The sequence below is a fragment of the Pseudomonas sp. BE134 genome (assembly GCF_031456105.1).
Taxonomy (GTDB): domain Bacteria; phylum Pseudomonadota; class Gammaproteobacteria; order Pseudomonadales; family Pseudomonadaceae; genus Aquipseudomonas.
This window is the reverse complement of the sequence record NZ_JAVDUA010000001.1, coordinates 50,111-75,203: the sequence shown is the minus strand read 5'-3', so window position 1 is coordinate 75,203 and position 25,093 is coordinate 50,111. Positions and strand designations below refer to the sequence as shown.

At 59.6% G+C, this 25,093-nt stretch carries 16 protein-coding genes and 2 riboswitches; of the genes, 9 read left to right on the top strand and 7 right to left on the bottom strand.

Annotated elements, in window-relative coordinates:
* Positions 1-56: 56 nt before the first annotated feature.
* Positions 57-3,914 carry a cobaltochelatase subunit CobN gene (gene cobN, locus J2Y56_RS00300; RefSeq protein WP_310347774.1) on the bottom strand — a complete coding sequence of 1,286 codons (3,858 nt, stop codon included), beginning with the start codon at positions 3,912-3,914 and terminating at the stop codon, positions 57-59.
* 3 nt (positions 3,915-3,917) lie between these two features.
* Positions 3,918-4,991, bottom strand: coding sequence for a cobalamin biosynthesis protein CobW (gene cobW / locus J2Y56_RS00295; RefSeq protein ID WP_310347771.1), 1,074 nt, complete (start codon positions 4,989-4,991; stop codon positions 3,918-3,920).
* Positions 4,992-5,092: 101 nt separating this feature from the next.
* Positions 5,093-5,305, bottom strand: a riboswitch (cobalamin riboswitch).
* 177 nt (positions 5,306-5,482) lie between these two features.
* A riboswitch (cobalamin riboswitch) is annotated at positions 5,483-5,711 on the top strand.
* A gap of 118 nt (positions 5,712-5,829) precedes the next feature.
* On the opposite strand from cobW, the gene J2Y56_RS00290 reads away from it, so the two are divergent.
* From J2Y56_RS00290 to cobM, 4 genes are all read left to right on the top strand, one after another.
* Complete coding sequence (locus J2Y56_RS00290) at positions 5,830-6,033, top strand: CbtB domain-containing protein (RefSeq protein WP_150781205.1); 204 nt, start codon at positions 5,830-5,832, stop codon at positions 6,031-6,033.
* A gap of 11 nt (positions 6,034-6,044) precedes the next feature.
* Positions 6,045-6,752 carry a CbtA family protein gene (locus tag J2Y56_RS00285; protein ID WP_310347768.1) on the top strand — a complete coding sequence of 236 codons (708 nt, stop codon included), beginning with the start codon at positions 6,045-6,047 and terminating at the stop codon, positions 6,750-6,752.
* The gene (locus tag J2Y56_RS00280) at positions 6,749-7,162 is read left to right on the top strand and encodes a cobalamin biosynthesis protein (RefSeq protein WP_310347767.1); all 414 of its coding nucleotides are present in this window, start codon (positions 6,749-6,751) and stop codon (positions 7,160-7,162) included. The genes J2Y56_RS00285 and J2Y56_RS00280 overlap by 4 nt, the downstream gene beginning before the upstream one ends.
* An 81-nt stretch (positions 7,163-7,243) precedes the next feature.
* On the top strand, positions 7,244-7,990 hold the full coding sequence (gene cobM / locus J2Y56_RS00275) for a precorrin-4 C(11)-methyltransferase (RefSeq protein WP_310347765.1): 747 nt from the start codon (positions 7,244-7,246) through the stop codon (positions 7,988-7,990).
* A 160-nt stretch (positions 7,991-8,150) separates the two neighbouring features.
* Here cobM and nfuA read toward each other — a convergent pair whose 3' ends face one another.
* Together nfuA and J2Y56_RS00265 are read right to left on the bottom strand one after the other, a co-directional pair.
* Complete coding sequence (nfuA, locus tag J2Y56_RS00270; protein WP_007946504.1) at positions 8,151-8,735, bottom strand: Fe-S biogenesis protein NfuA; 585 nt, start codon at positions 8,733-8,735, stop codon at positions 8,151-8,153.
* A gap of 199 nt (positions 8,736-8,934) precedes the next feature.
* Positions 8,935-11,232, bottom strand: coding sequence for a fatty acid cis/trans isomerase (locus J2Y56_RS00265; protein WP_310347763.1), 2,298 nt, complete (start codon positions 11,230-11,232; stop codon positions 8,935-8,937).
* A 155-nt stretch (positions 11,233-11,387) separates the two neighbouring features.
* Here J2Y56_RS00265 and metH point away from each other — a divergent pair, with 155 nt between their 5' ends.
* Positions 11,388-15,098, top strand: coding sequence for a methionine synthase (gene metH, locus J2Y56_RS00260; RefSeq protein WP_007946502.1), 3,711 nt, complete (start codon positions 11,388-11,390; stop codon positions 15,096-15,098).
* A gap of 95 nt (positions 15,099-15,193) precedes the next feature.
* Entirely contained in the window at positions 15,194-15,412 is a 219-nt protein-coding gene (locus J2Y56_RS00255) for a DUF2970 domain-containing protein (protein WP_310347759.1), read from the top strand.
* Here the strand turns inward: J2Y56_RS00255 and J2Y56_RS00250 are convergent.
* Positions 15,409-16,485 carry an ABC transporter substrate-binding protein gene (locus tag J2Y56_RS00250; RefSeq protein ID WP_310347756.1) on the bottom strand — a complete coding sequence of 359 codons (1,077 nt, stop codon included), beginning with the start codon at positions 16,483-16,485 and terminating at the stop codon, positions 15,409-15,411. The two genes, J2Y56_RS00255 and J2Y56_RS00250, sit on opposite strands and share 4 nt — an antisense overlap.
* A gap of 520 nt (positions 16,486-17,005) precedes the next feature.
* Between J2Y56_RS00250 and J2Y56_RS00245 the strand changes: the two genes are divergently transcribed.
* Both J2Y56_RS00245 and J2Y56_RS00240 read left to right on the top strand, forming a co-directional pair.
* Positions 17,006-18,664: a nitrite/sulfite reductase gene (locus tag J2Y56_RS00245; RefSeq protein WP_310337916.1), complete on the top strand. Its 1,659-nt coding sequence runs from the start codon at positions 17,006-17,008 to the stop codon at positions 18,662-18,664.
* Positions 18,648-19,142: a DUF934 domain-containing protein gene (locus J2Y56_RS00240; protein ID WP_007946496.1), complete on the top strand. Its 495-nt coding sequence runs from the start codon at positions 18,648-18,650 to the stop codon at positions 19,140-19,142. Before J2Y56_RS00245 ends, J2Y56_RS00240 begins: the two co-directional genes overlap by 17 nt.
* Positions 19,143-19,194: 52 nt before the next feature.
* Here J2Y56_RS00240 and J2Y56_RS00235 read toward each other — a convergent pair whose 3' ends face one another.
* Both J2Y56_RS00235 and sohB read right to left on the bottom strand, forming a co-directional pair.
* Entirely contained in the window at positions 19,195-22,935 is a 3,741-nt protein-coding gene (locus J2Y56_RS00235) for a dermonecrotic toxin domain-containing protein (RefSeq protein WP_310347753.1), read from the bottom strand.
* 185 nt (positions 22,936-23,120) lie between these two features.
* Positions 23,121-24,143 (bottom strand): protease SohB, encoded by a 1,023-nt coding sequence (gene sohB / locus J2Y56_RS00230; protein WP_007946494.1) that lies wholly within the window; start codon positions 24,141-24,143, stop codon positions 23,121-23,123.
* Between the two features lie 203 nt (positions 24,144-24,346).
* Between sohB and J2Y56_RS00225 the strand changes: the two genes are divergently transcribed.
* Positions 24,347-25,057, top strand: coding sequence for a histidine phosphatase family protein (locus J2Y56_RS00225; RefSeq protein WP_310347751.1), 711 nt, complete (start codon positions 24,347-24,349; stop codon positions 25,055-25,057).
* Positions 25,058-25,093 lie beyond the last annotated feature (36 nt).

Sequence of the window (25,093 nt, the reverse complement as noted above, 5' to 3'; positions counted from 1 at the left end):
ATGTCGAATGATCTACCGCATTCGCGAGCAGGCTCGCTCCCACAGGGGTAAGTGCATTAGCTGTCTTCTTCTATATCCAGCAGCAAGTTTTCCAGCGCCTTGCGATACTCGCCCGGTTCCTTCCACATCCCCCGCTGCTGCGCTTCCAGCATCCGTTCAGTCATGTCACGCAGGGCGTGCGGATTGTGCTCGCGAACAAACTCCCGAGTCGCCGGGTCGAGCAAATAGGCGTCGGCCAGCAACGCATACTGGTGATCGTCAATCAGTTGCGTGGTGGCGTCGAACGCAAACAGGTTATCGACGGTCGCCGCCAGTTCAAACGCGCCTTTGTAGCCATGACGCTTGACCCCTTCGATCCACTTTGGATTGGCCGCCCGGGAGCGGATCACCCGGTTCAGCTCTTCCTTCAAGGTCCGGATCTTCGGCAAGTCCGGCTGACTGTGATCACCGTGGTAACTGGCTGCGGCTTCACCGCTGAGGCTTTCCACGGCGGCAAGCATGCCGCCCTGGAATTGGTAATAGTCGTTGGAATCGAGCAAGTCGTGCTCGCGGTTGTCCTGGTTTTGCAGCACCGCTTGCACCTGGCTCAGGCGCTGGGCGAATTGATCGCGGGCGGCGGTACCTTCGTCGGATCCGCCATAAGCATAGCCGCCCCAATTCAGGTAAACCTCGGCCAGGTCTTCGCGGCTTTGCCACAGACGACCGTCGATAGCGCCCTGCACACCGGCGCCATAGGCACCGGGTTTGGCACCAAAAATTCGCCAGCCGGCCTGACGATTGGCAGCGTCTTCATCCAGACCCGATTGCATCAACGTTTCACGCTCGGCGCGCACTTTGGCGGCCAACGGGTTGAGGTCGTCGGGCTCATCCAGCGCCGCGACCGCTTGCACCGCCGCGTCGAACAGGCGGATCAGGTTGGCAAAGGCATCACGGAAGAATCCGGAAACGCGCAAGGTCACGTCCACACGCGGACGGTCGAGCAAGCTCAGTGGCAGAATTTCGAAATCGTCGACCCGCTGACTGCCCGTCGCCCAGACCGGACGCACGCCCATCAGCGCCATGGCCTGGGCGATGTCGTCGCCGCCGGTGCGCATGGTCGCGGTGCCCCAGACCGACAGGCCGAGTTGGCGCAAGTGATCGCCGTGGTCTTGCAGGTGTCGTTCAAGGATCAGGTTGGCTGACTGGAAGCCGATGCGCCACGCGGTGGGGGTCGGCAGGTTGCGCACGTCCACCGAGTAGAAATTGCGCCCGGTCGGCAGCACGTCGAGACGACCGCGACTGGGTGCGCCGCTGGGGCCGGCCGGGACGAAGCGCCCGCTCAAGGCATCAAGCAGGCCGCGCATTTCCGCTGGGCCGCAGGCATCCAGACGTGGGGCGACGACTTCGCGCAGGTTGTCGATGATCGCGTGCACTTCGGCCCAGCGCGCCTCCTGTGGGAGCGAGCCTGCTCGCGAAGCGGTTGAACATTCAACATTGATGTCGATTGACCCGCCGCTTTCGCGAGCAGGCTCGCTCCCACAGAGGCCGGGATTGGTATTCAAAGTTTGCGAGATCAGGCCAGCGGCGAACAGTTCCAGACGTTCACGGGCATCACCCGCCGTGCGCCAGGCTTCATCATTGAGCGATTGCAGTTCAGCTGGACGCGGTCCAGTCCAAGGCTCGGCCAACACGCAATCAAGCGGATCGAAACCCAGCTCGAACGCTTTCGCCAACGCCCGCAACAAACTCGATTGCGCACCACGACCATCACCCCGGGGAATTCGCAGCAAGGCCAGCAACGTGTCGATACGCAACCGCCCGGTCGGTGACTCGCCGAAGATGTGCAGGCCATCACGAATCTGCGATTCCTTCAAGTCGCACAGGTACGTGTCCAGACGCGGCAACCAGATCGCCGCATCGGCGTCGCTGTCGAGTTTTTCGTCCAGTTGCAGCTCGCGGTCGATGTGCGTCTCGCGCACCAGTTGCAGAATGTCGCGCTGCAACTCCCGGGCGCGGCGCGGGTCGAGCAGTTGCGCTTCGTAATATTCGTCGGCCAGCAGTTCAAGGTTGCGCAGAGGCCCGTAGGTTTCAGCGCGGGTCAGCGGCGGCATCAGGTGGTCGATGATCACCGCTTGGGTGCGGCGCTTGGCCTGCGCGCCCTCGCCCGGATCGTTGACTATAAAAGGATAAATGTTCGGCAGCGGCCCGAGCAGTGCGTCCGGCCAGCAGCTTTGCGACAACCCGACACCTTTGCCCGGCAGCCATTCGAGGTTGCCGTGCTTGCCGACGTGGATTACGCCGTGGGCGCCATAGGTGTTGCGCAGCCAGAAGTAGAACGCCAGATAGCCGTGCGGCGGCACCAGGTCCGGGTCGTGATACACCGCACTCGGGTCGACCTGATAACCACGCGCCGGTTGAATGCCGACGAAAGTCAAACCGAAGCGCAGTCCCGCGATCATCATGCGTCCGCCACGGTACATCGGATCGCTTTCGGGTGTGCCCCAGCGTTCCAGCACGGCTTGGCGATTCTCTTCCGGCAAAGCATCGAACATCCGGTTGTAATCGTCCAGCGCAAGGCTTTGGTGGCAGGGACGCTGGTCGAGGGTGTCGAGGTCGTTGCTGACGCCGCCGAGTAGTTGCTGGATCAACGCGGTGCCGCTGCCCGGTAACCCGGCCGGCAACGGATAACCTTCCTTATGCAGCGCACGCAGGATGTTCAACGCGGCGGCCGGGGTGTCGAGGCCGACGCCATTGCCGATGCGCCCATCACGGGTCGGGTAGTTGGCAAGGATCAGGGCAATGCGTTTTTCGCTGTTCGGCACCCGCGCCAGATCGATCCAGCGTCGTGCCAGTTCGGCGACAAAATCCATGCGTTCCGGCTGTGGTCGATAACAAACCACATCGGACTGACTGCGCTCGCTGCGCCACGCCAGGTCCTTGAAACTGATCGGACGGCTGATGATTCGGCCGTCCAGTTCCGGCAACGCGATGTGCATCGCCAGGTCGCGCGGACCGAGGCCCTGCTCGCTGGCGCGCCAACCGGGCTCGTTGTCTTGAGCGCAAATCGCCTGGATCACCGGAATGTTGCGACGAAACGGTCGCAGGTGCGGCGCTTCGGGGCTGGATTGGGCGAAACCGGTGGTGTTCAGAATCACCCCTGCCCCGACTTCATCCAGCCAATCCTCGACCACCGCCAGGCAGCCGGGCTCTTTCAAACTGGCCACGGCAATCGGCAAGGGGTTTAACCCTGCCGCTTGCAAACGCTGGCAGAAAACGTCGATGAAACCGGTATTGGCCGCCTGCAAATGCGAGCGGTAAAACAGCACCGCCGCCACCGGTTGCCCGGTTTGCCAGTCGGCTTGCCAATCCTTCAGCTCTGCGGGGCTTTTGTGCGGGTGGTAAATCGCCGTACGCGACAGAACTTGCGGCTCGGCCCAAGTGTAATCGCAACCCAACCAACGATTAGCCAGGCAGCGGAAAAAGTCCAGGGCATTGCCCATGCCGCCCTGCCGCAAAAACTGCCAGAGCCGGTCACGGTCTTGCGCTACCACCGTGCTGAGGTCGCTGAGTTCCGGGTCCGGGCGATCATCGCCCGGCACCAGAATCAGCTGCACGCCCCGTTCGGACAATTGCACCAGCCGCTCGACGCCATACCGCCAATAGGCGATGCCGCCGTGCAGTGAGATCAGAATCACCTTGGCGTGACGCAACACTTCGTCGACGTACAGATCGACCGACGCGTGATTCTGCACCTGCATCGGGTTGGCCAGGCGCACGCTCGGGTAGTCGTCGGGCAGTTGCTGCGCGGCTTCAGCGAGCAGCGCGAGGCTGGAATCGCCGCTGCACAGGATCACCAGCTCGGCGGGGGTTTGTCCGAGGTCGGCGATGTTGTCATCCGACACGAAACCGCCGGGCTGGGTCCTGAGCAGGTGCATGGCTTAAACGCTGAGCGCGGCGCGCAATTGCGCTTCGAGTTGCGCGGCGTCCAGTTCCTGGCCAATCAATACCAGGCGCGTGGTACGCGCTTCATCGGCGCCCCACTGACGGTCAAAGTGCTTGTCGAAACGCGTGCCCACACCCTGAATCAGCAAGCGCATCGGTTTGTTCGGGATCGCCGCGAAACCTTTGACCCGCAGGATGCCGTGCTGGACCACCAGTTGCGTAAGCGCATCCATCAGCAGGCTTTCGTCGGCTTGCAGCAGTTCGATGGAAATGGAATCGAACGCGTCGTGGTCATGCTCATCGTGATGGCCGTCTTCACCTTCATGGTGGTGATCGTGGTGGCTGTGACGGCTGTCGATGTGTTCTTCGGAACCGGCACCCAGACCGATCAACACGTCCAGTGGCAGGCGACCGCTGCTGGCTTCGATGACTTTTACCGCTGGCGGCAACTCTTCGGCGACTTCGAGGCGAACGCGGGCCAGGTCTTCAGGGTTGATCAGGTCAGCCTTGTTGAGGATCACCAGGTCGGCACTGGCCAGTTGGTCGGCGAACAACTCGTGCAGCGGAGATTCGTGGTCCAGGTTGGGGTCGAGTTTGCGCTGGGCGTCGACCTGATCCGGGAACGCCGCGAAGGTGCCGGCGGCCACGGCCGGGCTGTCGACCACGGTGATGACGGCGTCAACGGTGCAGGCACTGCGGATTTCCGGCCACTGGAAGGCCTGGACCAGCGGCTTGGGCAGGGCCAGGCCGGAGGTTTCGATGAGGATATGGTCGAGGTCACCGCGACGGGCCACCAGTTCGCGCATCACCGGGAAGAATTCTTCCTGAACGGTGCAGCACAGGCAGCCGTTGGCCAATTCATAAACGCGGCCATTGGCTTCTTCTTCGGTGCAGCCGATGGAGCACTGCTTGAGGATTTCGCCGTCAATGCCCAACTCGCCGAACTCGTTGACGATCACCGCGATGCGACGGCCCTGAGCGTTGTCGAGCATGTGCCGCAGCAAGGTGGTTTTGCCCGAACCGAGAAAGCCGGTAACGATGGTGACGGGGAGTTTGGCCAGTGTTTTCATCGGATGCCCTTTGGCAAGGTGGCGGGCATACGGGACGACAACCGGCAACGCGCACGCGCATGCCTGAAGAGTTCGCCACCGGATCACCCCGCCCGGTTGAAAGTGAGAATCTGTGTCGAGGCAGGTCTCCTGGCTGACGGCTGGCCAGTCGCTTGACTGGCGGTTGCTGCGCCTTCCCGCTCGCGCCATGGCTGGCGCATGCAGTGGCATGGCAGAAACTGAACCGTTCACAGTTGCGGGGGCAGCCGCGGCATTGACCGCGTTCCCTTCTTAGCTTCGGCATGCGCCGAAGAACCTCGAATGCGCAAGGCTACGCATCGCGCTGGGGCGGGTCAATGTTCACATGACATCGGCGGCGCGTCCTTCGCGAGCAGGCTCGCTCCCACATTGGAACGCGGTCACCTGTGGGAGCGAGCCTGCTCGCGAATGATGCGCCTCGGTCCCGAGTTGAGAACCCATAGCAATTGACGCGAATCCCCCGCCCATGCTCTCCTACGCACTTTGTTACGGGTGCCCTTCACAGGGTGAAACGGGAAACCGGTGAATCGTGTGCTTTACTCAAAGCCATGTCAGTCCGGTGCTGCCCCCGCAACGGTAAGCGAGCGAAGCATCAAATCCACTGTGCCAGCAGTTCGGCATGGGAAGGTGATGCTTGCAGGTCAAGGCGAAAGCCTGCGCCCCTCGTGAGCCCGGAGACCGGCCCGCAACACAAAGTGATCGTTACGGTCACTGAACAACAAACCCGCGGTGGGCGGGCGCTGTTTGACGTCTGCGTGCCCGACTCGCAGGGGTTTTCCATGCGCTCTATTCACCCGCTGACAGACCAGAGGGAAGCGCCATGTCGATCATCAGCAGCACCGGCAGCAACACGGACAAGAGCACCGCCAGCACCACTTCAACCCTGAGCCAACGCCTGACCGCCGCCGTTTGTGCGTCGATACTGGGCGCGAGCCTTGTGTATTTCGCCGGTTTCTCGCACATCGAAGCGGTCCACAACGCCGCGCACGATACCCGTCACAGCGCCGCTTTTCCGTGCCATTGAGAGCTGCCGACATGTTCAAGCGTATAGCGCAAACCGCTGGTTTCACCGGGCTGTTGGCCGCCCTGTTGCTGACTCTGCTGCAAAGTTTCTGGGTCGCACCGTTGATCGTCCAGGCGGAAACCTACGAAAAAACCGGGCCGGCGGTGGTTCAACCTCATGAACACGCCGACGGCGCCATGGCAGGTCACACCCACAGTGCCGAAGCCTGGGAGCCGGAAGACGGCTGGCAGCGCGTGCTGTCGACGACCGGCGGCAACCTGGTGGTAGCCGTTGGTTTTGCCCTGATGCTTGCCGGCCTGTACACCCTGCGCGCACCGACCAAAACGTCTCAGGGCCTGCTCTGGGGTCTGGCGGGTTATGCGACCTTCGTGTTGGCGCCGACCCTTGGCCTGCCGCCGGAACTGCCAGGTACTGCTGCAGCTGATCTGGCTCAACGGCAAATGTGGTGGATCGGCACAGCCGCCTCCACAGCTGTCGGTATCGCGTTGATCGTGTTCAGCCGTCACTGGTTGATGAAGGTTCTTGGCGTGGCGATTCTGGCCGTTCCGCACGTGATCGGCGCACCACAACCGGACGTGCATTCAATGCTCGCACCGCAAGCGCTGGAAACTCAGTTCAAGATCGCTTCGCAGTTGACCAACGTGGCGTTCTGGCTGGCCCTGGGCCTGATCAGTGCCTGGTTATTCCGCCGCAAAAGCGATGGTCAATACCACGCATGACAGAGGCTGGCACAGTGCCGACGCTCGTGGTCGGCCTGGGCTGCCAGCGCGGCTGCCCCGCCAGCACGTTGCGGGCTTTGCTCGATCAAGCCTTACAGACGCATCAAATCGAACTACATGAGATCACCGCGCTGGCCAGCATCGACTTGAAGCGTGATGAGCCTGGCCTGATCGAACTCGCAGAGCACCTCGCACTGCCATTGATGTATTTCAGCAGCGAACAATTGGCCGGTTATCGTCCCCAACTCAGCCATCATTCGGACATCGCGTTCGAACGCACCGGCTGCTACGGCGTGGCTGAAAGTGCCGCCCTGGCATTAGCCGAACAGCTGGCCCAGGTGCCGGCAAAACTGCTGATTCCCCGACAAAAATTTGCTCAAGCGACCTTGGCATTGGCAGTTGTTGCATAAACCCCCCGATAATCGCGCCTTCGATCATGAGCAATCTTCATCTGAAGCCTTGCTCGGCCTCTTTTTTCACAGGAACTGACAATGACCGTCTATTTCATTGGTGCAGGGCCCGGTGACCCGGAACTGATAACGGTCAAAGGCCAGCGGCTGATTCGCAGCTGCCCGGTGATCATCTATGCCGGCTCCCTGGTGCCTGCGGCCGTGCTGGAAGGCCACCGCGCCGAACAGGTGGTCAACAGCGCCGAATTACACCTGGAACAGATCATCGAACTGATCAAAACCGCCCACGCCAACGGACAGGATGTGGCGCGAGTGCATTCCGGTGATCCGAGCCTGTATGGCGCCATTGGCGAGCAGATTCGCCACCTGCGCGAGCTTGGTATTCCGTTTGAAATCGTTCCGGGCGTCACGGCGACGGCGGCGTGTGCGGCGCTTTTAGGGGCGGAACTGACCCTGCCGGACGTGTCGCAGAGCGTGATCCTGACCCGCTACGCCGACAAGACCGCCATGCCGGCGGGAGAAGAATTGGGCAGTCTGGCGCAACACGGGGCGACCATGGCCATTCATCTGGGCGTTAATCACCTGGAAAAAATCCTCGCTGAACTCCTGCCGCATTACGGCGCGGACTGTCCGATTGCGGTGATTCACCGGGCGACGTGGCCGGATCAGGATTGGGTGCTGGGGACGCTTGAAGACATTGCCGGGAAGGTTGAAGCGAAGGGATTTCGACGGACGGCGTTGATTCTGGTGGGTCGGGTGTTGGGGAGTGACCAGTTCAGTGAGTCGTCACTGTATCGCGCGGGGCATGCGCATTTGTATCGCCCCTGAGATGATCGTTCCCGCGCTCTGCGTGGGAATGCCTCAACGGACGCTCTGCGTCCGTATATGGGACGCGGAGCGTCCCGAGCTGCATTCCCACGCGGAGCATGGGAACGATCAAAAAAAACGGCACTCACGGGTGCCGTTTTTTATGTTCGCAGCGAACACCTTAGTAGTAGGCGTTTTCTTTCTGCGTGTGGTCAGTCACGTCGCGAACACCTTTCAACTCGGGAATACGCTCAAGCAAGGTGCGCTCGATGCCTTCCTTCAGGGTCACGTCCGCCTGGCCGCAGCCCTGGCAACCACCACCAAATTTCAACACGGCGATGCCGTCTTCGACCACATCGATCAGGCTGACCTGACCGCCGTGGCTTGCCAGCCCCGGGTTGATCTCGGTTTGCAGGTAGTAATTGATGCGCTCGTTGACCGGGCTGTCGGCGTTGACCATCGGCACTTTGGCGTTTGGCGCCTTGATGGTCAGCTGGCCGCCCATACGGTCGGTGGCGTAGTCGACTACCGCATCGTCCAGGAAGGCTTCGCTGAACGAGTCGATGTAGGCCGTGAAGCTTTTGAGCCCCAGCGCCGTGTCTTCAGGTTTTTCTTCGCCCGGCTTGCAGTAGGCAATGCAGGTTTCGGCGTACTGGGTGCCAGGCTGGGTAATAAAGACGCGGATGCCGATACCCGGGGTGTTCTGCTTGGAGAGCAGGTCAGCCAGATAATCGTGGGCGGCGTCGGTAATGGTTATAGCGGTCATGGAAACTCCTCGCAGGCTTGGGCGCAGTTTACGCCAATCAACGCGCCGCACAAAGTCCTAGTATTTTTGTCAGGAAAGATCCCGGCAATTCCCTGTGGGAGTGGGCTTGCTCGCGAAAGCGTCAGGTCAATCAACATTTATGCTGAATGTGACGCCCTCTTCGCGGGCAAAGCCTGCTCCCACAGGGTTAGTGTGTGAATCAGAGGTTTTCGTAGCGGTTCATGTCCAGCACGCCCTCTTCCACCGGGTCGGTCTCATGGACGTATCGGCTGAGGTCGTGGAAATAGAACCAGAATTGAGGATGACTGCGGCGAATCCCCCAACGTTCGACGATTTTCTCGAAGCTATCCGCATCCTTGGCACTCTCCATCGCATCAACGAAGGCCCGTACTTGGTCCGCCGGGATGTTGAACATGAAGTTCGGATAACTACTGAGTACGCCCGGGTAAATCGTCAGCGTGTCGAGCCCCGGCTGATAGCGCCAAGACTCACCGACCAGGAACGCCACGTTGCTGTGCGCACGGTTGCGCAGCAGGCTGTAGACCTCGCGTTTACCGCTCGCGGTTTCGATGCGCAGCATTGTCGCTTCGGGCAACTGGTCGATGACCTTCAATCCCGCCGCCGGGCGCGAAGTCAGGCGACTCAAATCCTGTTCGGCGTCCTGCAAGGCCGGGTCGATATTGGGCCGCGAGCAATACGCGCCTGAGCACCGGTTGATCGGATCGGGCCTGGCGTTGAGATCGCCGTAACGGGCCAGCAATTGCGTGGCGAAGTCGCGCTTGGGGTCTTTTTCGTCGAGTTTCAGCGCGGTCGGTTTGTCGTCATCGATGGCCTCGTAGTTCAGCCACATCTTGACCTTGCCGCCGTCCTGGTACCAATCGTCGAGGTAGCCGTCCCGGGAGTCGGCCGGCATCAGGCGCAGGAAGTTCTGCTCGGCGCCGTTACGGATCAGGTCGAAATACAGACGGGTCTGGGCCTGATGGGAAACGTTGCCGAACACATCGAAGTTCACCGCCAGTTGATAGTAAGTGCGCTCCAGCAGCGGGAAATCGAACAACCACATCGTTTGCGGCACGTCGCCGATCAGGCCCTTGTTCACCGAAGCACTGTCGAAGTGCCGGAAGATGCTCAGCAGCGCGTTGTCATACCCCGCCCACAAGGTCGACCAGCTGGGTGCCGGTGCGTCGGCGTAGCTGTCCCGGCGCAGCACTTCGTACTCGTTACGTTTGTCGCGGTAGTCATGCCACAGGCTCAAGACGCTGCCGACGTCATCGTTTTGGCCGGGCATGGCCAGCAACGGCGTGGCCTGGCCGCGATAGTTGGGGTCGATGATATAGAGGTCGTGATCAGGGGCCTGGAACAGCGCCCAGAAGTGATCGCGGATCACATCGGTGGCAATCTGGCCACGGCACACCGGGCCGCGAATGAAGGTGCGCACAAAGTACTCGGCGTTATCGAGCATGAACTGATAACGCGCCTGCGCCGGGATTGCTTCAAACGTGGTAAACGGATTGGCCCGCCGCTCCGGCCCATAACCGGGCAAGGCATCGACCTGCCAATTGCCGCTGTAGAACAGGCTATTGACCCGCGCCATCTTCGCCGCACTCAGCGGATAGGTAATGTGGGTCTTCTGCACAATCACGCCCTGCACCGGCCACAAGCGGTAATACACCTGCGTGCCAGGGTCGTCATTCGGACGGCGAGTAGTAATCAGGTCAATCGGCTGGCCGGTTGGCGTACGCGAGCGCACCCACTGGAAGAAGTGCCCAGGTTCGCCATCCTTGAAATAGATATGGGCAAGAAACCAGTGCTCGAACAGCCAGCGTGCCACCAGGCTTTGCCGGGAGCCGGGCGCGTTGAGCAGGTTTTCCCACTGCACCACCTGCAACGCCTCTTTCGCGCTCGGCACCAGCCCCTGTTCATCAATCGGCGCACCCGATGCCAGCCAGCGTTGCAACGTCTGGTATTGCTGATCGGTCAGGCCGGTGACGGCGAGCGGCATGCCCTCTTTGGGATGCGAACGGGCGTAGGCGTCGAATTGCGCCGGCGCGGCGCACATGTTTTCCCGGTTCAGCCCCAGCACGATGTCTTGCGGAATTTTGGCATTGGGTTGCAACGGGGTGTTGTGGCCCAGTTCTAGCATTCGTGCCATCAACGCGGCCTGACTGCCTTGGGCGTCAAGCACCGGAAAAAACCCCTTTTGCTGCCAGGCTTGCTTGCCAGAAGCATCGTAAAACAGCCGGGTCGGTGCAGCAGCGGTGACGCGATCGCCGTCGTAGACCGGGACTTTCGTCGCGCCACGTGCCGCCCCTTCGCCACTGCCGAGGTTGAGCTGACAAGCGGCATCATTGCATGCGTGGCAGGCGACGCACTTTTCGGTAAAGATCGGCTGTATGTCACGACTGTAGGAAATAGCAGAAGAAATGGCCGGACCTTGCGCAACAGCGTCCCAGCTTAGAAGCAGCATAAACATGCTGATGATGACGCGATACGACATATCCCTGGTCCCAATCATGAAAAATCGCCGCGATTCTACCGGGTGGACGCCCGTGCCAACATGAACGATATTCATGCAAAACCGGGGCATGCTCTAAAAGCGCACAGGTTTGCTATGATCCCGCCCCTTCGTCATGGCCTTTCCGAGTAGTCCAAATGTCCGATCGCAGTGTTCGCCTTCAAGCTCTCAAGCACGCCCTCAAAGAGCGCATCCTGATTCTCGATGGCGGCATGGGCACGATGATCCAGAGCTACAAGCTCGAAGAACAGGATTACCGTGGCAAACGCTTTGCTGACTGGCCAAGCGATGTCAAAGGCAACAACGACCTGTTAGTGCTGACTCGCCCGGATGTGATTGGTGGCATCGAGAAAGCCTATCTGGATGCCGGCGCCGACATTCTGGAAACCAACACCTTCAACGCCACCCGGATTTCCATGGCCGATTACGGCATGGAAGAACTGGCCTACGAATTGAACGTTGAAGGCGCTCGCCTGGCGCGCCAGGTCGCCGATGCGAAAACCCTCGAGAACCCGGACAAGCCGCGCTTCGTCGCTGGCGTACTGGGCCCGACCAGCCGCACCTGCTCGCTGTCGCCAGACGTGAACAACCCTGGCTACCGCAACGTGACCTTTGATGAACTGGTGGAGAACTACACCGAGGCCACCAAAGGCCTGATCGAAGGCGGCGCCGACCTGATCCTGATCGAAACCATCTTCGACACCCTGAACGCCAAAGCGGCGATCTTCGCCGTGCAAGGCGTGTTCGAAGAGTTGGGTATCGAGCTGCCGATCATGATTTCCGGCACCATCACCGACGCCTCCGGCCGCACCCTTTCCGGCCAGACCACCGAAGCCTTCTGGAACTCCGTGGCCCACGCCAAGCCAATCTCGGTCGGTCTGAACTGCGCCCTCGGCGCCCGCGAATTGCGCCCGTACCTGGAAGAACTGTCGAACAAGGCCGGCACCCATGTTTCCGCGCACCCGAACGCCGGTCTGCCGAACGAATTCGGCGAGTACGACGAGCTGCCGGTGGACACCGCCAAGGTCATTGAAGAGTTCGCCCAAAGCGGCTTCCTGAACATTGTCGGTGGTTGCTGCGGCACCACGCCGGGCCACATCGAAGCCATCGCCAAAGCCGTGGCCGGTTACGCGCCGCGTGAAATCCCGGAAATCCCCAAGGCCTGCCGCCTCTCTGGCCTGGAACCCTTCACCATCGATCGCAACTCGTTGTTCGTCAACGTCGGCGAACGGACCAACATCACCGGTTCCGCCAAGTTTGCCCGCCTGATCCGTGAAGACAATTACACCGAAGCCCTGGAAGTCGCCCTGCAGCAGGTCGAAGCCGGCGCCCAGGTGATAGACATCAACATGGACGAAGGGATGCTCGATTCGAAGAAGGCCATGGTGACCTTCCTCAATCTGATTGCCGGCGAGCCGGACATCTCCCGCGTGCCGATCATGATTGACTCCTCGAAGTGGGAAGTGATCGAAGCCGGCCTCAAGTGCATCCAGGGCAAGGGCATCGTCAACTCGATCAGCATGAAAGAAGGCGTCGAGCAGTTCATTCACCACGCTAAACTGTGCAAGCGCTACGGCGCGGCTGTTGTCGTGATGGCGTTCGACGAAGCCGGCCAGGCCGACACCGAAGCGCGCAAGAAAGAAATCTGCAAACGTTCCTACGACATTCTGGTCAACGAAGTCGGCTTCCCGCCGGAAGACATCATCTTCGACCCGAACATCTTCGCCGTGGCCACCGGCATTGAAGAACACAACAACTACGCCGTGGACTTCATCAACGCCTGCGCCTACATCCGCGACGAGCTGCCGTATGCGCTGACCTCGGGCGGCGTGTCCAACGTGTCCTTCTCGTTCCGTGGCAACAACCCGGTGCGCGAGGCAATTCACTCGGTGTTCCTGCTGTATGCGATCCGCAACGGCCTGACCATGGGCATCGTCAACGCCGGTCAGCTGGAGATCTACGACCAGATCCCGCAAGAGCTGCGCGATGCCGTCGAAGACGTGATCCTCAACCGCACCCCGGAAGGCACCGACGCCCTCCTCGCCATCGCCGACAAGTACAAGGGCGACGGCAGCGTCAAGGAAGCCGAGACCGAAGAATGGCGCGGCTGGCCGGTCAACAAGCGTCTGGAGCATGCGCTGGTCAAGGGCATTACCACGCACATCGTTGAAGACACCGAAGAATCGCGCCAGTCCTTTGCTCGCCCGATTGAAGTAATCGAAGGCCCGCTGATGTCCGGCATGAACATCGTCGGCGACCTGTTCGGCGCCGGCAAAATGTTCCTGCCACAGGTGGTCAAATCCGCCCGTGTGATGAAGCAGGCCGTGGCCCACTTGATCCCGTTCATCGAACTGGAAAAAGGCGACAAGCCCGAAGCCAAGGGCAAGATCCTCATGGCGACGGTCAAAGGCGACGTGCACGACATCGGCAAAAACATCGTCGGCGTGGTGCTGGGTTGCAATGGTTACGACATCGTCGACCTCGGCGTGATGGTCCCGGCAGAAAAAATCCTGCAAGTGGCCAAAGAGCAGAAGTGCGACATCATCGGCCTGTCCGGCCTGATCACGCCTTCGCTGGATGAAATGGTCCATGTCGCCCGCGAAATGCAGCGTCAGGATTTCTACCTGCCGCTGATGATCGGTGGCGCGACCACCTCCAAGGCCCACACGGCGGTGAAGATCGAGCCGAAGTACAGCAACGACGCTGTGATCTACGTCACCGACGCCTCCCGCGCCGTGGGCGTGGCGACGCAGTTGCTGTCCAAGGAATTGAAACCGGCGTTCGTCGAGAAAACCCGCCTGGAATACATCGACGTTCGCGAACGTACTGCCAACCGCAGCGCCCGCACCGAACGCCTGAGCTACCCGGCGGCCATCGCCAAGAAGCCGCAGTTCGACTGGGGCACTTACGAGCCGGTCAAACCGACGTTTACCGGCGCCAAAGTGCTGGACAACATCGACCTCAAGGTTCTGGCCGAATACATCGACTGGACGCCGTTCTTTATCTCCTGGGACCTGGCCGGCAAATTCCCGCGCATTCTCGAGGATGAAGTGGTTGGTGAAGCCGCGACGGCGCTGTACGCCGATGCCCAGGAAATGCTCGCCAAGCTGATCGACGAAAAACTCATCAGCGCCCGAGCGGTGTTCGGCTTCTGGCCGGCCAACCAGGTGCGTGACGATGACATTGAAGTCTACGGCGATGACGGCAAGGCGATTGCCAAGCTGCATCACCTGCGCCAGCAAATCATCAAGACCGATGGCAAGCCGAACTTCTCCCTGGCCGACTTCGTTGCGCCGAAGGACAGCGAAGTCACCGACTACGTCGGCGGTTTCATCACCACCGCAGGCATTGGCGCTGAAGAAGTGGCAAAGGCGTATCAAGATGCTGGCGACGATTACAATTCGATCATGGTCAAGGCCTTGGCCGACCGCTTGGCCGAGGCTTGCGCCGAATGGCTGCACCAACAGGTCCGTAAAGACTACTGGGGCTACGCCAAGGACGAGACGCTCGACAATGAAGCGCTGATCAAAGAGCAATACACCGGCATCCGCCCTGCTCCGGGCTACCCGGCCTGCCCGGATCACACCGAGAAGTCCACGTTGTTCAAACTGCTGGATCCGGAGGCTGAAGAGCTGAAGGCGGGTCGTAGCGGCGTGTTCCTCACCGAGCACTACGCGATGTTTCCGGCGGCGGCGGTCAGCGGTTGGTATTTCGCTCACCCGCAGGCGCAGTACTTCGCCGTGGGCAAGATCGACAAGGATCAGGTGCAGAGCTACACGTCGCGCAAAGGTCAGGAGTTGAGTGTGACTGAGCGCTGGCTGGCGCCAAACCTCGGTTACGACAACTAACCAGCCCGGTAGGCCACAACTCCGTGGCCAACAAAGATCCCCTGTGGGAGCCGTAGGTCTATGCTTATGGCTCAAACACAGGTGACGAGGGATTTATGGACGATCCAGTCGACAACAAGCCGCCCACCTTCTGGCAGATGCTGCACAGCGTCCTGGCCGCCGCATTCGGGGTGCAGAGCGGAAAGAACCGGGCTCGGGATTTCACTCACGGCAAACCGAGTCATTTCATGATTCTGGGGATTCTGTTTACGGCGGTGTTCGCGTTGACCTTGTACGGCATCGTGCAGTTGGTGGTGTATCTGGCCGGGGTTTAGGGCATCAACGTATGCAGGCTGAACGGGTAACGGTAAGACGTTGGCCGCCCCTTGGCCGATAGACGACGGAAGTTCACGCCATAGTCCGGCTTAGCCCCCAACGCCAGCAGCTGTCTGGCTTGCGCCTTGTCGATCGGTTGCAGCAACGGGATCTGCCGATCACGGCCGCCGTACTGGCTGAGGTCCACGCCCTGATCCACGTCATGCAACTGAACCAGCGCCCAGCCGCCCAACGTGAAGTGCCCGCCCAACAACACGCTCAGCGTGCCATCGACTTTCGCCTGTAACGCAGCGGGTGAGGCATTGACCGCGCCGAACAAGGCGTCCTTGCCGGGCATACCGCCCTTTTCTTCCGAAAACGCCTGCATCGCGCCAAAGGCCATTTCGTCGTTGGCTGACCATATCAGCGAGACGTTCGGATAGCGCCGAAACAGCAGTTTCGCCTGTTCATAGGCGCGTTCACGGGTCCAGCCGCTGTAAACCATTTGTCGCAAACGAACTTCCGGATGCTCGGCCAGCGCGCGCATCATGCCTTGTTCGCGCAGTTGCGCCGAGGAAGTGATCTTCAGACCGGAAAAGGCCAGCAGCTCAATCACCTGACCGGGTGCAGCAGGCGGATGCAAACGAATCAGCTCCTTGAGCATCAGGTAGCCGCCTTCCTCGTCGTTGGGCACCAGACTGCCGAGGCGATCGGGACGTTCGCCCAGCAGGCTCAATTGATTGGCCGTCAATGACGAGTTGACCATAAACAGCTTCACGCCGCTGCCTTGCGCCAGTCGCAGGATTTGCGGTGCAACGTACTGTTCGTTGACAAACACCAGATAATCCGGACGGTCAGGACCTTGCAAAGCCTGGCGTGCTTGCGCCACGGTGAGTTCGGGCATGCGTTGAGAATAGAGAATCTGCAAGTCGATGCCGAGGTCCCGGGCGGCGGCCTGCATGAATTGCGCGTAGCTGGTCCAGAAGGCTTCTTGCGTCTTCCCCGGACTCAGAAACAACACCGATTCCGCACGCGCAGCCGATCCGAAGACCACGCCAAGCATCAGTAGACAGGTGTAGAAAAGCTTCAACATTAACGTCCGAGCCCCCGAAATTGCGCCGCGCAGTATAGCCAGTGAAATTTCGTAAAACGGTGTTTATTGCTGTTTTTGTCCGACAATCGTCAGAACGGGACCCGGACGGGGTCGGTTATTGATGACTGACCCAGAATACTGCCGTGCCCACGACCAGGATGATCAGAAACAAGATCGCCCAAGCATCGACCGTACTGTCAGTCTTTGTCACTTTGGTAGGGTTGCTCATTGCATCGCCTCTTGTCGGTTTTATCGGTGATTGCATAAAGACTCGACCACAGTAAAGACGACGATTGCCCGCACCACAAATAGGGGTTTAGTCATAACGCTTGCTGTTAGTCGCTTTGGTTCTTTACATATACTCAAACATCACTTTTGCGCATAACCGCAAACTGGTATCTTGCCCCGGCTCCGTAGGGAGAGCGCGGCCGTGCGCGCAGAATTGCAGAGGTTCTTGGACTGCGGCAAGCACAAAAACGCAGCTGTATCCGAGCGACCCAAGCCTGAGAACAGGACCTATATGTACGTATACGACGAATACGATCAGCGGATCATCGAGGACCGCGTCAAGCAGTTCCGTGATCAGACCCGACGCTATCTGGCAGGGGAGCTGAGCGAAGAAGAATTCCGCCCCCTGCGCCTGCAAAACGGGCTCTACATCCAGCGATTCGCGCCGATGTTGCGAGTGGCGGTGCCTTACGGCCAACTGACTTCGCGCCAAGTGCGAATGATGGCCAAGATTGCCCGCGACTATGACAAGGGCTACGCCCATATCAGCACCCGGCAGAACGTGCAGTTCAACTGGCCGGCCGTGGAAGACATACCGGACATTCTCGCTGAACTGGCGACCGTGCAGATGCACGCGATCCAGACCAGCGGCAACTGCCTGCGCAACGTCACCACCGACCAGTTCGCCGGTGTCGCCGCCGATGAATTGATCGATCCGCGCCCATGGTGCGAGATCGTCCGTCAGTGGACTACGTTCCACCCGGAATTCGCCTACCTGCCGCGTAAATTCAAGATCGCGGTCAACGGCTCGACGTCTGACCGTGCGGCCATCGAAGTCCATGACATTGGCCTTGAGCCGGTGCACAACGCCGCAGGCGAACTGGGCTTCCGTGTACTGGTCGGTGGTGGCCTGGGCCGTACGCCGGTGGTGGGTGCGTTCATCAATGAGTTCCTGCCGTGGCAAGACCTGTTGAGCTACCTCGATGCCATCCTGCGGGTCTACAACCGCTATGGTCGTCGTGACAACAAGTACAAGGCGCGCATCAAGATTCTGGTCAAGGCGCTGACGCCTGAAGTCTTCGCGCAAAAGGTCGACGCGGAAATGGAACACCTTCGCGGTGGCCAGACCACGCTGACCGAAGCCGAAGTGCATCGCGTCGCCAAACACTTCGTTGACCCGGACTACAAGGTCCTGGACAACCAGAGCGCCGAACTGGCCGAGCTCGACCAGCAGCACCCTGGCTTCGCCCGCTGGCGCACGCGCAATACCCTGGCGCACAAGAAGCCGGGCTATGTGGCCGTGACCCTGTCCCTGAAGCCGACCGGTGTGGCACCGGGCGACATCACCGACAAGCAGCTCGACGCCGTGGCCGATCTGGCCGACCGTTACAGCTACGGTCAACTGCGCACGTCCCACGAACAGAACATCATTCTGGCCGACGTGGAACAGTCCCGACTGTTCGCGATGTGGGGCGAGTTGCGCGAACAAGGTTTCGCCACGCCGAACATTGGCTTGCTGACCGACATCATCTGCTGCCCTGGCGGTGACTTCTGCTCGCTGGCCAACGCGAAATCGATCCCGATTGCCGAATCGATCCAGCGTCGCTTCGATGACCTGGACTATCTGTTCGACATCGGTGAGCTGGACCTGAATATCTCCGGCTGCATGAACGCCTGTGGTCACCACCACGTCGGCCACATCGGCATCCTCGGGGTGGACAAGAAAGGCGAAGAGTTCTACCAGGTGTCCCTCGGTGGCAGCGCCAGTCGTGACGCCAGCCTGGGTAAAATCCTTGGCCCGTCCTTTGCCCAGGAAGCCATGCCTGACGTGATCGAAAAGCTGATCGACGTGTACATCGAACAACGTACCGAAGACGAACGCTTCATCGACACCTATCAGCGTATCGGTATCGACCTCTTCAAGGAGCGCGTCTATGCAGCGAATCATTAAAAACAACGAGGTCGTCGACGAGACCTGGCACTTGCTGCCCAAGGACTTCAACATCGATGAGATCAGCAACTGCGATGACCTGATCGTCCCGTTGCAGCTGTGGCGCGAACACAGCCGTATGCTCAAGGCCCGCGATGGCGGCTTGGGCGTTTGGCTGGACGCCGGCGAAGAAGCTGAAGAGATAGGTGACGACGTGGATCTGTTCCAGGTAATCGCCTTGAACTTCCCGGCGTTCACCGACGGCCGCAACTACTCCAACGCCCGCCTGCTGCGTGACCGTTACGGTTTCAAAGGTGAACTGCGGGCGATCGGCGATGTGCTGCGCGACCAGCTGTTCTACCTGCATCGCTGCGGTTTCGATGCGTTCGCAATACGCGCCGACAAAGACCCGTATGAAGCCCTGGAAGGTCTGAAGGACTTCTCAGTGACTTATCAAGCCGCCACCGACGAACCGCTGCCGCTGTTCCGTCGCCGCTGATGGTCAAGCCTTGAACCCCTCACGGGGTTCAAGGCTCCCCTCCTGCTTTGAATTAAAGATTGGCACGTTCCTCAAGTGCCCTGAAAGCCGCCATCGGATGATCAAAACGCCCGCTGCTGCGACTTAATCGACTCCACATTTGCTCCGAAGCATCGGCCTCGTCCAACAATCGCCAGACTCGTGTTTGTAGCGATAGATAGCTGACTTGAAAATCGGCCGTCAGGCTCAGCCTGTCCATGACCGCTAAAAACCGTGTGCCAGAAGGCTTGCCTGCCAGTCGTTGCCAAAGCGCATGCCGGGACTGCTGCAACGCTGCCTCGCAGTCTCGCAGCCATACTGTCGACGTTCCATAGTCGGCGCCGGGCATTCCAAGCCATAAATTGATTCCCGTTGCCTCTCGATGACTGATCAGCCGACGTAGCGTGTCTTCGTCCGTCAGCGGATTCCCCCACAGCAACACGCGATCGTCTGCAACGGCCTGATTTATCACCGCGGGTGGAACCCGGGTAATCTGGTTATCCCGTAAATCCAGGGACGTCAGATAGGGCTCGTCCTTGATACCGATCGGGCACCGGCTGATGTGTGTATTTCTCAGGTTAAGCTGGCGTAGATCGTTCATACCCAACACCAGAGGGGGTACACCCAGCGGGTTGTCACTCAAGTCCAGCAATTGCAGTTGGGTCAGGTCACGCAGCTGTGACGCGGCACTTTCACTGAAAACCAGCCGTGTTCCACGCAGGTGCAGCGAGCGAAGGTGCGTCAATTGCTCGATTGCGGGCGGCAAAGAGCGACCAGCATCGCCGGCCATGAAGTAGTGACGCAAGTCCACGCTGTCCAGATCCAGTATTTCAAGGTTTGGAAAACGCTCGATAAACCCGTTCAAGCTGTCCTGCTCGGTCAGATGGAAGCCTTTCATCAACAACTCGGTCACGTCGTCGAACCGCACATTCAACGTTGGCATTCGGTGATAGTTTTCGTAATTCATATCCAGCGTGGTAGACGGGGAACCGCCACGCTTTTGCCATATGGAGACCAGTTCCTCGGCGAGCTCCGTCCTCAGGGCTCGTTCATCTTGTAGCTCATCCGCCAGCAGCTGGTCGTTGTACGCCGTGATTTGTGCGGACGTCAAATCCTCCGCCGCCGCATCGCCAGCAACCAGAAACGGAAGGTCCATATCAGCGACATCATGGGGAACGCGGTCAATCCAACGGCTCAAATCGATGTTGAGTTGCTGAAGTTGCTGCTTTAACCCATCGATATAAGCTTGCACATTGTTGCCCACCCGTTGCAGGACTTCATCGGCCTGCGCAGCGGTGAAGTCAGGATAAATATCCTTGAGCTGCAACCTCATCATCTCGTGGGTCATGGCTACGCCTTGAGGTGTCGGGGGGTAACCTCCGCCGCGCAGCCCCTGAGGCTCAAACGTTAGCCCGCTGTCCATCCTTTGCAGGCCCGGCAGGGTTTGCGAACGAGGTATCGCCACTGCGCCGACCTTGAGTCGCAGCTCATTGGCAGGATCATCAGTCATCAGGTGTAACGCCGAGCGTTCGTCCTTTGACAGGATAGCGAGGACAGCCTCGTAGAAGTCCGATGGCAAGGCTGGGGGGTCATAGCGATCTTTTGCCCTGATGAGGCTCCGAGTGTTAGCAGCATCGAGTGGACCGCAGCTGTCCAGAACTCGCCCGGAAGGCGAATGGTCAAGAATGTTTATCCGAAGATTTTTGGGCCATCCGGGTACATTCTGGAGGGAGTGCAATGCCAGCGTGTCCGTCTCGGCATTGGCGACCGATCCAAGGTAAAGGCCTTCGTAAGCACGATTCAGGCGCACATGCTGCTGGTACTGACGGGCCTTGCTGTCCAGGCGTTTGAACACTTGCCTGACCTCGACAACGTCGGGCGTCGCGCGAATGTCTACGCCATAGCGGTCGAGCATTTGCTCTATGGCGCTTTTGGGAAGCCCCGGGTATTGACGTTGAAACAGCTGGACCCATTTATGCTCCGATTGCTGCAGCGCGGCGTAACGGCTATTGAATAATCCGGTTTGACCGACCGGCCCCAGTTCCTGATCGAGCTGGAAGCGGCTGATCGTGTCAGCCAGCAACGGAGTCGGTGGCCGGCCGGTGTTCATCAAGCGCAGCATGTCGTCGTCTACTGCGCTGACCTTGCCGATCTGCGCCAGGACTTCATCGCTGAATGACGCGACCGAGGGGCCGATGCCGCGGATCAGCTCCAGCCGCGATAGCCTGGAAGGCGCTGCCATACTGTCCTCGGCCGGCGTTACAAGGGCGACGTGTTCACTTGGCCCAAGTGCTTTGGCCTCAGCCCTTCCAACGCTAACATCCGCCCCTGCGCCTGCCAGCGGCAGCGCATTGAGCAAGCCAAACACCGTGCGCGTTACGCCCTCTTTGCGCTGGCCCGGCGTTTCACCGTTCACGGCCTGATCCAGTCCGTAACCGGCGTCGATGAGCCCTGCTAGCGCCAATACGCCTTCTCCCCCCGGTACAAACAGTGCCAGCGGCCCAAACTGGTTTATCCATTGCACGAGTGGCTCAATTACTGCGCTCAAATTGTCACGGTTGACTTGCGCGTCGTTTCGAATGGTTTTGGCGCTCCCCCAAGCCGCCTGCTTCATGGTCAATACCAACTGTGCAAACGGATCGGTCGCAGGGGCTTGATCGTCGAACCCGACGTACTCGGCGGGATCCCAATAACCATCATTGTTGAAGAAGCCGGCATTGTTCGTCAGCCAGTGCTTTTGGGGGTAAATCGCCATGCCGTCCAACGCCGTCAGCACACCTGCGTGGAAGGTGCCGTCTTGTCGATCATCTTCGATAAAGTGAGAAGCCACGGCTTGCTTCGTGGCACTGGCATTGCTCTGTTTCACCACCCATTGGTGCAATTGCGAAACGTCGGCGAAGTCGTGCAGCGGTGAGGAATTGCCAGGGATGTACATCAGTACTCGAGGGTTGGTGGCGACACGAAAGGTCCAGATATCGGTCGCAGTGTAGCGATAGAGCTTTAATCGGCTCGCCGTGACCGTGGGTGGAATGCGGGTAAGTGCTTGCAGCGATTCGGTGGTCAGCGTTTCCCATGCCTGATCCAGCGGCAAACCTGCTGCCTGCATTGCGAGCTTCAGGCCCTCCTCACTCAGGCGTTGTTCCTGTTGCTGCAACCAGGCGGCCATGACAAATGCCGCTTTGGCCGACGTCCTCAACCCACAGGGTTGCGGTGCAACGAGCATCTCGTCAGACGGCCAGGCCTGATTGAGATATGCCTTGTACGAATCCTGCAAATCCAGCTCCCAGACCCATTTCTTGAAATCAGCGGGTTTTAAGGTGATCTGTGTCGACGGCCCATAGGTCTGCGGGGCCGTTTGGCGATAAATGCCTTCGTATGTCTGGTGATTGCCGCTGCCGTGGTCAGCGAACTCGTCGACCCGCGGTACGATTCGAACAGAAGGACCAAGGTCCGGCGGGGTGTACAGGCCAAACGCATTTTCCGCGAAGCGTCCGTCTCCCACGGTCTGATAATTGGAAAGCAGCGCTTGCAGCAGCGATTGCGAGCTCGCTACTTGCCCTTGGTGAATACCCTCCGGTGCAGGATGACCCTTGTATTCGTAATCAAGTGTGACCAGCAGGGCCGTCTGTGGATCGATATCCGCCCCCCACTTCTCCCTAATCAAGCGGGCCCCAAATTGACGAGGGGTTTGCGGCATTGCGATGTTCACGGCGGCGTTGAGTTCGTCGCGCATTCGTAGCGGGTGGGCGACATTGTCAGGATTGAGGTCGGTCATGTGCATTCCATTGCGAGCATTTGGAACATCACCCTAACCAGTCGCCATTCACTCGAATGCAGGATCGGGTCGACAGCAGACTTAGGAAGTTTCGCTTTTTCATAAGGGAATGTGGGCGAATCCGGGCGAAAAAAAACCGGGACATAAGTCCCGGTTCCTTCTTCAGCACGATGTCGCGCTGGCGATTACCAGAAGCGTTGCTGGGTCAATCGGCTCCACCAAGTCAGCAATACACGATCGACCGAACCGCTGGCCGCCATGCCAATACGCTCTTGCAGGCTTTTTCGTTCCGCGTAGTGCAGGTGAAAGAGCTCGGCATTTTTTGCCCGTTCGGCGAGGTATTCATCGCTGGTCTTGAGTTCGTCGACCAGTTGCTTATCGAGGGCTGCGACACCGAGCCAGACTTCACCCGTGGCTACATCGTCGATGGCCAGTTGCGGGCGATAACGCGCGACGAAGTTCTTGAACAGTTGATGGGTAATGTCCAGGTCTTCCTGGAACTTCTCACGCCCCTTCTCGGTGTTTTCGCCAAACACGGTCAGGGTGCGTTTGTATTCGCCGGCCGTCAGCACTTCGAAATCGATGTCGTGTTTTTTCAGCAAGCGATTGACGTTGGGCAGTTGCGCCACCACGCCAATCGAGCCGAGGATCGCGAACGGCGCGCTGATGATCTTCTCGCCGATGCACGCCATCATGTAGCCGCCGCTGGCCGCGACCTTGTCGATGCAGATGGTCAACGGCACGCCAGCATTGCGGATGCGCGCAAGTTGCGAGGACGCCAGGCCGTAACTGTGAACCATGCCGCCACCGCTTTCCAGGCGCAGCACCACTTCATCCTTGGGCGTAGCAAGCGTCAGCAGCGCAGTAATTTCGTGGCGCAGGTTCTCGGTGGCTGAGGCTTTGATGTCGCCATCGAAGTCCAGCACAAACACGCGTTGTTTGGCCTCGGGGGTTTTCTTTTGCTTTTTCTCGGATTTAGCCTGGGACTTGCGCAAGGCCTTCAGCTGGTCCTTGTCGAGCAAGGTCTGTTCCAGGCGTTCACGCAGCCCTTTGTAGAAATCATTAAGTTTGCTGACCTGCAATTGGCCGGCCGACTTGCGTCGACCTTTGCTGCGCAACGCCGCAAAACTAGCCAGGACCACCAGAATGGCGATCACCAGTGTCACGGTCTTGGCCAGAAAACTGGCGTATTCGGACAAAAACTCCACAGTGACTCCTTCATTACGATGCGCGGCTTAAACACGCGCGGGATGTGTTCAGCATACCCATGCGCCAGCCCGACGACCAGCCGTGAAACCTCTGGCAACAGGCCTGTAACGGCCATTTCAAACAAGCGTATGTTTTTTCATTGACAGCTCAGCGCCATCCTCATAACCTCGCCAAACCTTCAACGTACCGGGATGACGCGGACGTGGGCAGTATCTATTTGATTCGACATGGCCAGGCCTCCTTTGGTGCAGACGACTATGACGTCCTGTCGCCGACCGGTATTCGCCAGGCAGAAATCCTCGGCCAACACCTGGCCGAGCTGGGTATCAGCTTCGATCGCTGCCTCTCGGGTGACCTGCGCCGTCAGCAACATACCGCCAACAGCGCGCTGGAACAGTATGCCGCCGTGGGCCTGCCAGTGCCGACCTTGGAAATCGATCCTGCCTTCAATGAGTTCGACGCCGACGCGGTCATCCGCGCGCTGCTGCCGGCCATGCTGGAGGACGAACCCGAGGCGCTGGACATCCTGCGCAACGCCGCGCAAAACCGCGCCGAATTCCAGCGCATCTTTGCCCTGATCATCGAACGCTGGCTCGCTGGCACCTATGACACGCCGAGCCTGGAAAGCTGGCTGGGTTTTGTTGAGCGCGTGCAAGCCGGCCTGCAACGAATCCTGGAAAGTGCCGACAGCACCCAGAAAATCGCCGTGTTTACCTCCGGTGGCACCATCACTGCCCTGCTCCACCTCATTACACACATGCCTGCCCGGCAGGCATTCGAACTGAACTGGCAAATCGTCAACACCTCGCTCAACCACTTGAAGTTCCGTGGTCGCGAGGTGGCGCTGGCTTCCTTCAACAGTCATGCACACCTGCAACTGCTGAAGGCCCCGGAACTCATCACGTTTCGTTGAGTCCGGACTATTGTGACCCTGGCTGTAATCACCCAG

Bases quoted from the DNA above. Each gene is read 5' to 3' on its own strand.
- cobN (WP_310347774.1), bottom strand. From the start codon at position 3,914: ATGCACCTGCTCAGGACCCAGCCCGGCGGTTTCGTGTCGGATGACAAC.
- cobW (WP_310347771.1), bottom strand. From the start codon at position 4,991: ATGAAAACACTGGCCAAACTCCCCGTCACCATCGTTACCGGCTTTCTC.
- J2Y56_RS00290 (WP_150781205.1), top strand. From the start codon at position 5,830: ATGTCGATCATCAGCAGCACCGGCAGCAACACGGACAAGAGCACCGCC.
- J2Y56_RS00285 (WP_310347768.1), top strand. From the start codon at position 6,045: ATGTTCAAGCGTATAGCGCAAACCGCTGGTTTCACCGGGCTGTTGGCC.
- J2Y56_RS00280 (WP_310347767.1), top strand. From the start codon at position 6,749: ATGACAGAGGCTGGCACAGTGCCGACGCTCGTGGTCGGCCTGGGCTGC.
- cobM (WP_310347765.1), top strand. From the start codon at position 7,244: ATGACCGTCTATTTCATTGGTGCAGGGCCCGGTGACCCGGAACTGATA.
- nfuA (WP_007946504.1), bottom strand. From the start codon at position 8,735: ATGACCGCTATAACCATTACCGACGCCGCCCACGATTATCTGGCTGAC.
- J2Y56_RS00265 (WP_310347763.1), bottom strand. From the start codon at position 11,232: ATGTCGTATCGCGTCATCATCAGCATGTTTATGCTGCTTCTAAGCTGG.
- metH (WP_007946502.1), top strand. From the start codon at position 11,388: ATGTCCGATCGCAGTGTTCGCCTTCAAGCTCTCAAGCACGCCCTCAAA.
- J2Y56_RS00255 (WP_310347759.1), top strand. From the start codon at position 15,194: ATGGACGATCCAGTCGACAACAAGCCGCCCACCTTCTGGCAGATGCTG.
- J2Y56_RS00250 (WP_310347756.1), bottom strand. From the start codon at position 16,485: ATGTTGAAGCTTTTCTACACCTGTCTACTGATGCTTGGCGTGGTCTTC.
- J2Y56_RS00245 (WP_310337916.1), top strand. From the start codon at position 17,006: ATGTACGTATACGACGAATACGATCAGCGGATCATCGAGGACCGCGTC.
- J2Y56_RS00240 (WP_007946496.1), top strand. From the start codon at position 18,648: ATGCAGCGAATCATTAAAAACAACGAGGTCGTCGACGAGACCTGGCAC.
- J2Y56_RS00235 (WP_310347753.1), bottom strand. From the start codon at position 22,935: ATGACCGACCTCAATCCTGACAATGTCGCCCACCCGCTACGAATGCGC.